Genomic DNA, 8,936 nt, shown 5'->3' with positions numbered 1-8,936 from the left:
TCGCCGCCCGCTACCGCGCCTGGCTCACCGCCGCATGAACAGACCTTGACACGGAATAGGAGCATCAGTCCCGAGGTTCGCCGAATCTGCGCACCGTGCACGATGTGCGGAGTTGACCAACCTCTGCTAACTGCTCTTGCCCGGGCCACCATCGTCGGCGAGCGTGTCCTCGAAGAGTTCGCGCAGGTGATCGGGCAGTTGCTGCTCGGGTATTTCGACATCGGTCGGCGGCAGATCGCAGATGACGCCATAGCAATAGCCGTCGGGAACCGCCCGGCTGGGGCCGTCCTTGACGCGGGCCTCGATCGCCTGCAAGGTCCCGCCGCCGAGCACCGAGCGCCACTGCTGCTCCTGCCCGGCAGGCAAGTCCTCGAGGGAGATCGAGCGGGTCTTGCTCAGCCCGGCCAAGCCACCGGAGCGTCGCACCTGCACCACCGCCCTGCTGGGCACCGGCTGCGGATCCGGTGTGTCATCGTCCGCGACGGGTCCGGGCTCGCTGCCGCCCGCCTCGCCGCCGGCAGGCTCGGAGCCGTCCTCGCCCTCGTCGACCGGCCCGAGCACGCCGACCTGCGCCCAGGCAGAGCGCACAGCGAGAGCCTCGGGGGAGTCGACTCCATACGTCGTGATCGCGGCATCGACGGTCAGCCCGGCGAAGGTGACGAAATCGCAGTCCGCGCTGATCCCGGGGCCGGTCAACACGGCATACCAAATGCGCCCCGGCACCTCCCAGGCATTGCCGCCCAGGCTGGTGGCGAGCAGCGCGAAGGCGCGATTGGGGATGCCGGAGTTGATGTGGACGCCGCCGTGGTCCTCGTCGGTGTCGACAAAGTCATCCATATGTCCCGGCTGCGGATCCTTGCCCAGCAGCGGATTGTCATAGGCGGTCCCCGGCGCGATCATCGAGCGCAGGGCCTGACCGGCGAGTTCGCCGATGAGCAGCTCGGCGCCGATCAACCAGTCCGCGGCGTCCGCGCTGTGCCCGAGCTTGCGCTGCTTGACCAGCGAGCCGAAGACATCGGACATCGACTCATTCAGGGCGCCCGGCTGGCCTTGGTACATCAGGCCCGCGGTGTGCTCGGTGACCCCGTGAGCGAGTTCGTGGCCGATGACATCCAGGCTCGCGGTGAACCGGCCGAAGATCTTGCCGTCACCATCGCCGAAGACCATCTGCGTGCCATCCCAAAAGGCATTGTCATAGTCCCGGCCGTAATGCACGCTCGCCCGCAGCGGCAGACCCCGAGCGTCCAGCGAGTTGCGCTCGAAAGCCTCGGCATAAAGCGCCCAGGTGTCGCCCAGCCCGTCATACGCCTCGGTCACCGCGACATCCCCGGTGTCCGGATCGCCCTCGCCCCGCACGCTCGTGCCAGGCAGCCGGGTGCCACCTTGGGCATCGCTGATCAGCCGCACCGGCCCACCCTCGAGGCTTCCCGCGGCCAGCCGAGGACGACGCGGCCGATCCGACTCCGGGGTGGCCTGCGCTCGGCGATGCAGCCGCCGGGCGTCGAGATCGATCAGCGCTTCCCGAGCGGCGGCCGCGAGTTCGGCATCCCCGCTCAACGCGAGCCGCTCCAGGATGTGTGGCGGCACGATGGTGCACCGGGTCGTGTGGTCGTTATCCCCTGTCATGAGCACTATCCTGACGCAGACCACTGACAACGGCCCGTCGAGCGTCCCGGCGGTCGATCAACGCTCGTCCGTGGCCGATGACGTACGCCGAGTGGCGGGTGCGCGCGGTGCCTTGGTGCTGCCCGACGGCGTCACGACACCCGGGGTGAGTCGCCGCAGTTCCACCACCCAGTTGAGGGTCGAGACGCAGGAGATGGGTTTAGTGCCCCCGCACGACACCAGGGCGACCTCGCCCGAGAGCGGGCTAACGACGCTCAGGGCGAGCGGTCGGGTGACGGCCTCGGCGCGGGCCTCGCGGGACTGCTCCGCCCACGCCCGCAAAACGACATCGGCGAATTCGCAGGTGGTATACGGATTTGCCGCCCAAGACCGTAGGCCGATCATTCGCCCCGGGCAGGCGCGCGGCCCTGTGATCTTGGGGAGGGTCTTGGGGCTCTCGGTCAACGACGGATCGGAGGATGACGGGGCCGTCGTTTCCGGGCTCGTGCTCGACGCACCGGACGCGGACGCGGAAGCCGTCGACGTGGGGTGGAGTGCGCGCTCGATCTCTCGATCGCGCTGGACGGCATTAACCATGAGCACGACGGTCACTGCGAGAAGCAGCGCCCCAATGGTGATGCTGAGAGTGCGCAACGAGTGGTCGGCAACCAGGTCGTCCGGCCCGCGCTTGGGCATATCTCTCCTCTGGCCCCCTGCGGCAGGCCAAGGCTAACCCGGGTCAGCCGTAGGTGTCGCGCGGACCCCGTCCGCCGGTGATGCCTCGGCGCCCGTGCCGCCAGCTCGGCGCGGTCGGGCCAAGCACCCGTAGCTCGGTCACGACATCGGGACTCGTCTCCTCGGCGATCCGCGCCAGCAGCGTGTTGCTCAGCAGCCGCAGTTGCGTCGCCCAGGATGTCGACGCCGCCCGGACGACGAGCACTCCATCGTCAAAGGTCTCGGCCCGTGCGTGCTCCGCGACATCCGGGCCGACGATGGCCGCCCACCGCCCGACAACCCCCCCGACCTCCACCTCGTGCTCCCAGCCGCGCTCGCCGACGAGCTTCTCCACGGCCTCCCCGAGCAAGAGCGGGTCGCGATCGGTGCGCCCACTCGCGGTCGCCGAGGTCCGCGTCCGCCGCGGGACAACGCCGGGACGCAAGCCCTTGGCCCGCGCCACCGCTTGCGCGCGCCGCAGCGCTTCGGCCGCCGCGTCGACCTCGGGATCGAGGTCGACCTCAGGCTCGCTCGCGCCCATTTCGTCGGCCGACCGCTCCGCGTCCGGTGGCTGGTCACTCATCATCGACGACCAATTCGATCGCGCCCTTAGTCACCGAAAATCGCTGTCCAGCAAGCGAATCCGGAACATCTGCGGGCACGGCCGCCGTGATGATGACCTGCTCGCCATCGACGATCAAGCCCGCCAGCCGCTCGCGTCGGCCGGCATCGAGTTCGGCGAAGACATCGTCAAGGATCAACACCGGATCGGTCCCGAGATCGGTGCGGAGCAGTTCGTATGCCGCCAGCTTCAGGCCGAGTGCGAGGGACCAGGACTCGCCGTGACTGGCATACCCCTTGGCCGGCAGCCCGCCGAGCGTCAGCAGCACATCATCGCGATGCGGCCCGACGAGGCACTGGCCGCGCTCGATCTCCTGAGCCTGCGCGGCCCCTAGCGCCGCCGTCAGGCCTCCCGAGAGTTCCTCGATCTCCGGCACCTCACCGGCGGCGATCCGCGCAGCCAACGCCTCGCCGACCGAGGCGCGGTATGCCGCCCCGACCTCCCCCGAGCCGCCGCTCACCTCGGCATACGCATGCTCCAGATGCCCGCGCAGGTCCCGCAGCAGGCGGAGACGGGCATACAACAACTGCCCCCCGAGCCCGGCGAGATGGCCGTCCCAGACATGGAGGGTATGCAGTGCGCTCTCCCGCGCCTCCCCCTCGGGTATGCCGTCGGGCACCCGCCGTCCCCGGCCGCCGCGCCGCAGCACCGGCGCGGCCGACTTCAGCAGGGCGCTGCGCTGCTTGACGATGCGGTCGTAGTCGGACCGCACACCCGCCCAACGCGGTTGTCGCTGAACGAGCAGATCATCGAGCAAGCGTCGCCGCGCGGCGGGATCTCCTTTGACGAGCGCGAGATCCTCGGGCGCGAAGAGCACCGACCGGACCTGACCGAGCACCTCGCGCGGCCGCGAGACCGGACTGCGACCCAGCCGAGCCCGATTGGCCCGACCCGGATTGATCTCGATCTCGACGAGGCTCTCGCGGCCCTCGCGCACGACCGCACCGCGCACGATCGCCTGCTCGGCGCCGAAGCGCACCAGCGGGGCGTCCGTGGCGACGCGATGCGATCCGAGCGTGGCGAGATAGCCGATCGCCTCGGCGACATTGGTCTTGCCTTGGCCGTTGAGCCCAACCAAGGTGGTGACGCCCGGCCCCAAGGGGACCTCCGCACTCGGATAGCTGCGGAAGTCGATCAGGCTCAGGTGCCGGACATACACCTCAGCGCTTCGCGGCGCGCTTCCGCGTCGTGCCGGAGCCCGACGTGGGGCCGGCACCCGCCGCGCCCGAACCGCCCTGGGTGCTGCCAGAGCCCGACGACGGACCCGCCGCAGCAGCCTTGCGACCCTGAGCGGCCGCCTTGGCCGCACTCTTGGTCGGCTTCTCCTTGGGGGCGACCTTCTTCTTGACCGCCTTGGCCGCCTTCGGTGCCTCACCGCGGCGCAGCAACTCGCCCTCGGCGACGGTCATGACCTGGTGGCCACCGAACTGCCCGCGCAGCGCGGCAACCGCCTGCATCGTCGGCGAGTGGTCCTGACGTGAGGCGAAGCGGGCAAAGAGCGAGGCCGAGATGACGGGCATCGGCACTGAGAGCGCAATGGCCTCTTCGACGGTCCAGCGGCCCTCGCCAGAGTCGGCGGTGTAGTCCGAGACGTCCTCGAGGGTGGGGTTCTCTTCCAGCGCCTTGACCATCAGGTCGAGCAACCAGGAGCGCACGACGGTCCCGCGCGACCACGCCTTGAAGGCGCCCGGCACATTGGTGACGATGTCCTTCTTCTCGAGCAGTTCGTAGCCCTCGGCATAGGCGTGCATCAGGCCGTATTCGATGCCGTTGTGGACCATCTTGGTGTAGTGCCCGGCGCCGACCTTGCCGGCGTGCACGAAGCCTTCGTCACGGGGGCCTTCGGGGCGCAGCGCATCGAAAATCGGCATCGCCTTGCGGACATTCGCGGCGGTGCCGCCGACCATCAAGCCGTAGCCATTCTCCAGACCCCAGATGCCGCCGGAGACGCCACAGTCCATGTAGGCGACGCCTTTGGACTTCAGCAACTTCTCGTTCTCGAAGTCGTCGGTGAAGCGGCTGTTGCCGCCGTCGATGACCATGTCGCCCGGCTCTAGGAGGTCGGCAAGCTTCGCGACCGTCTGCCGAGTGATCTCGCCCGCGGCGACCATCGTCCAGACGACGCGCGGCGCCTCCAAAGACTTCACCAGGTCGCCGAGTGACTTGACGTCGGAGACCTGCGGGTTGATGTCATATCCGATGACTTCGTGGCCGGCGCGGCGCAGCCGCTCGCGCATATTGCCGCCCATCTTGCCCAAGCCGATCAACCCGAGTTGCATGAGGGGACCTTTCCGTTGCGTCTGGTCTGCGGGACTTCGATTCCAACTCTAGTCCTGCGTGTGGTGCGCGCCACAGGACCGCGCAGGGAGTATGCCGTCTGGCTCAGCTGGTGAGTCGAACCGGTTGCAGCACATAGCGATAGCCCAGTTCCGGCGAGCCATCGGGCTCGCTCTGACCGGTGATCATCGCGGGCTTGAGGGCGGCGGTGAAGGACAGTCGCGCATAAGGGGTATGCAGTGCGCCGAGCCCGTCGAGCAGGAAGCCGGGGTTGAAGGCGATATCGATCTCCGGGCCGTCGACGGTGGCCTCCACCGCTTCGGAGGCTTGGGCGTCGTCCCCGGCGCCGGCCTCGATGTCGACCTGGCCACCGGCGAACTTCAACCGCACCGGGGTGTTGCGTTCGGCCACGAGCGCCACGCGCTTGACGGCCTCGATCAGGTCGGAGGTCTTGACGACGGCCTCGGTTTCGGAGGCGCTCGGGAAGATCTTGGCGACCTTCGGGTATTCGCCGTCGAGCAGGCGTGAAGTGCTGTGCCGCTGGCCGGCCTCGAAGCCGACGAGTCCGTCACCGCCGGCGGCCTGGCCGAGGGCCAGGGCGACCGAGCCGCCGGAACCGAGCGAGCGCGCGGTCTCGGCGAGGGTGCGGGCCGGGACGAGGGCAATATGACTGGCGTCGGCGGCCGCGGGGGACCAGGTGAATTCGCGCATCGCGAGGCGGTAGCGGTCGGTCGCGAGGAAGGTGACCTTCTCGCCCTCGATCTCGACGCGCACGCCGGTCAGGATCGGCAAGGTGTCGCCGCGGTCGGCCGCGACGGCGACCTGGCTGACGGCTTGCGCGAAGGTGGCGCCGTCGATGGTTCCGCTGGCTTCGGGCTGGGTCGGCAGCGTGGGGTAGTCCGAGGCCGGCATCTGGAGCAGGGCGAAGCGCGAGGACCCACAGGTGACCTGAACCTTGGAGCCGTCCGTCGCCACATCGACCGGCTTGTCGGCCGGCAGATTGCGGGCAATCTCCGAGAGCAGCTTGCCGAGCACGAGCACGGTGCCGGCCTCGGAGACATCCGCGGCGACGGTGATCCGGGCCGAGACTTCATAGTCAAAGGCGGACAGCGTCACGGTGCCATCGGTGCCGGCATCGATGAGCACGCCGGCGAGCACGGGCACGGCCGGCCGCACCGGCAGCCCACGAGCCACCCAGGTCACGGCCTCGGCGAGAACATCGCGCTCGACACGGAACTTCACGGTTACCACCTTTGGTCTTCGGTCGTGGCAGGCCCACGCGGAATCCCGTGCGCCGACCGCGGCCAAGGCGAAGTGCCCGGACGGAAGCCCTCGGGAAGCATGAGATTAGCTCCCGTCGGCTCCCCGTGCCAGGCCGGGGGCGTTGCGAATGAGGTACGCCGCCCACCACGGCCCCGTCCATCTCCATGCCAGCGGGTCACCCGCGTCGCTCGTGCACAGGGTCTGGTCGGGGATGCTTCGCGATATGGGACTGGAATCGTCATCGTCATAGCGGCTGTGGATCCTGTGGACATCGGGCATCAACCCAGGCCAGCGGGTCATTGCGCCCGTGGAAGAGGATGTGGACGACGCGTGCGGGGCGGCGAGGCGGCTGGGGATGACGATGGGGTGTCCCCAGGTTTGTCGGACGTTGTGGAAAAGGTGGGGCAGCTGTCCCCACCTTGCCCCCGGCGAAACGACCTCATTGCACAGGGGTGAGTAACGGCATACCTGCAGGATCCACAGGGAAATCCACAGGCTGTGGATGGCGCGGCGACGAGCGCACAGACCCAGGGTGTCGAGCAGGCAGGCCGCAGGTGTCGGGCAGGTAACGAGCCATCCACGGGTGGGGACAACTATGGGGATAACGGCGATGCCCCCGGCCGGCGGCGGGCGCCGGATGCCCAAAGTGACGATCTCGCGGTGAGGTCGTCACCTTGGGGCGAGATCGGCAGGTTGATGTGACGACCTCGGCCAAATGTGACGACTCGCGCTCTACGAACTTTGCTGCTTGATCCGGTTGGTGAGCTCCGTGACCTGGTTGTAGATCGCCCGGCGCTCGGCCATCAACTGGCGAATCTTCTTCTCGGCATGCATGACGGTCGTGTGGTCCCGGCCGCCGAACTGCTGGCCGATCTTCGGCAGCGACAGGTCCGTCAGCTCGCGGCACAGGTACATCGCGATCTGGCGGGCCGTGACGAGCACCCGGCTGCGTGAGGCGCCCTGGAGGTCCTCGATGGTCAGGGCGAAGTAGGCCGCGGTCTGGGCCATGATCGTCGCGCTGGAGATCTGGTTGGTGTGCTCGTTGGGGATCAGGTCCTTCAGGACGATCTGCGCGAGCGGCAGGTCGACGGCCTGCCGGTTGAGGCTGGCGAAGGCGGTGACCCGGATCAGGGCGCCCTCGAGTTCGCGGATGTTCGTCGAGATGCGCGAGGCGATGTATTCGAGCACTTCCGGCGGGACCGATAGGCGTTCCTGCAGCGCCTTCTTGCGCAGGATCGCGATCCGGGTCTCGAGGTCCGGCGGCTGGACATCGGTCAGCAGGCCCCACTCGAAACGGCTGACCATCCGGTCCTCGAAGCCGGAGAGGTGCTTGGGCTGGACGTCGCTGGTGATGACGACCTGCTTGTTGGCGTTGTGCAGGGAGTTGAAGGTGTGGAAGAACTCCTCCTGCGTCTGCACCTTGCCCGACAGGAACTGGATGTCGTCGATGAGCAGGACGTCGACCTCGCGGTAGCGGCTCTGGAAGTTCGCGGCCCGGTCGTCGCGGATGGAGTTGATGAAGTCGTTGGTGAACTCCTCGGAGTTCACATAGCGCACCTTGACGTGCGGATACAGGCTGCGGGCGTAGTGGCCGATCGCGTGCAGCAGGTGGGTCTTGCCGAGTCCGGACTCGCCATAGATGAACAGCGGGTTGTAGGCCTTGGCCGGCGCCTCGGCCACCGCGACAGCGGCGGCATGAGCGAAGCGATTGCTGGAGCCGATGACGAAGCTGTCGAAGTGGTATTTCGCGTTCAACCGCGTCGCGCTGACATCCTCGACATCGCCAGAGGTGGCCGGCGTCAACTCCGGCTCGTCCTCCTCGAGAACGTCCTCATCATCGGGCAGCGAGGCGGTCGCGCTGAACAGGTCATCGCCATGATCCTCCAGCGTGGGATCGACCGTCACGGCCAGCGACAGTCCCGCGCCGAGATCGGTGGACAGTCGGCTGACGACCCGTTCGCGCAACTTGTTCTCTAGGACATCCTTGGCGAAGTCGTTCGGGACGACGACGAGCACGGTCTGGTCCAGGACACCCTTGATCTTCGCGCCCTGCAGGAAGACTCGATGTTGCATCGGGACTCCATCGGCCGCCAGCGAGGCGAGAACCGCGTTCCACAGGGCACTGGTGTCGGGCTTCGTGTCCGTCACGCGCCACGTCCTTCCGGGACTACACGCGCTGTCCACAGGGTTGTCCACAGATGTGGGTGACCGCGGGCCGCGGCAGTGCGGTCCGGCGGTGCTGTCAGGCAGCGCGACCCGACCCGCAGCATTATTAACCCCCGGGGGAGCTTCTTTGCACCCAGGGCGTGTCGCATCTCGTGGGATGTCGGACCACGTGTCAGAGTGAAGGGTTGCGCAGGTGTCCGGGGCGTCCGGGGCATGAGTTTGACCCGCTTTCCCGCGCTGCCGTACCCTTGATCTTCGGCCTGTCGGCCGTTTTCGCATGCCCACGGTT

The 8,936-nt window shown here is 68.0% G+C and carries 7 protein-coding genes; all 7 read right to left on the bottom strand.

Translation table 11 applies throughout. The features are described 5' to 3' along the window. Positions 1-126: 126 nt before the first annotated feature. Complete coding sequence (locus ABD225_RS18175; protein ID WP_344088983.1) at positions 127-1,626, bottom strand: protealysin inhibitor emfourin; 1,500 nt, start codon at positions 1,624-1,626, stop codon at positions 127-129. A 57-nt stretch (positions 1,627-1,683) separates the two neighbouring features. Then, the gene (locus ABD225_RS18170; protein ID WP_344088980.1) at positions 1,684-2,301 is read right to left on the bottom strand and encodes a hypothetical protein; all 618 of its coding nucleotides are present in this window, start codon (positions 2,299-2,301) and stop codon (positions 1,684-1,686) included. A 43-nt stretch (positions 2,302-2,344) separates the two neighbouring features. After that, positions 2,345-2,902 (bottom strand): DciA family protein, encoded by a 558-nt coding sequence (locus ABD225_RS18165; RefSeq protein ID WP_344088977.1) that lies wholly within the window; start codon positions 2,900-2,902, stop codon positions 2,345-2,347. After that, entirely contained in the window at positions 2,895-4,100 is a 1,206-nt protein-coding gene (gene recF / locus ABD225_RS18160) for a DNA replication/repair protein RecF (protein ID WP_344088974.1), read from the bottom strand. The genes ABD225_RS18165 and recF overlap by 8 nt, the downstream gene beginning before the upstream one ends. A gap of 1 nt (position 4,101) precedes the next feature. After that, entirely contained in the window at positions 4,102-5,220 is a 1,119-nt protein-coding gene (gnd, locus tag ABD225_RS18155) for a phosphogluconate dehydrogenase (NAD(+)-dependent, decarboxylating) (RefSeq protein WP_344088971.1), read from the bottom strand. A 103-nt stretch (positions 5,221-5,323) separates the two neighbouring features. Continuing rightward, positions 5,324-6,460 (bottom strand): DNA polymerase III subunit beta, encoded by a 1,137-nt coding sequence (dnaN, locus tag ABD225_RS18150; protein WP_344088969.1) that lies wholly within the window; start codon positions 6,458-6,460, stop codon positions 5,324-5,326. Between the two features lie 753 nt (positions 6,461-7,213). Further along, positions 7,214-8,629 carry a chromosomal replication initiator protein DnaA gene (gene dnaA / locus ABD225_RS18145; protein ID WP_425564500.1) on the bottom strand — a complete coding sequence of 472 codons (1,416 nt, stop codon included), beginning with the start codon at positions 8,627-8,629 and terminating at the stop codon, positions 7,214-7,216. Positions 8,630-8,936: the final 307 nt, after the last annotated feature.

Origin of the sequence: Nostocoides veronense (genome assembly GCF_039531185.1) — a bacterium.
Taxonomy (GTDB): Bacteria; Actinomycetota; Actinomycetes; order Actinomycetales; family Dermatophilaceae; genus Nostocoides_A; species Nostocoides_A veronense.
The sequence above is the reverse complement of the archived record's forward strand: the minus strand, read 5'-3'. Positions and strand labels throughout refer to the sequence as shown.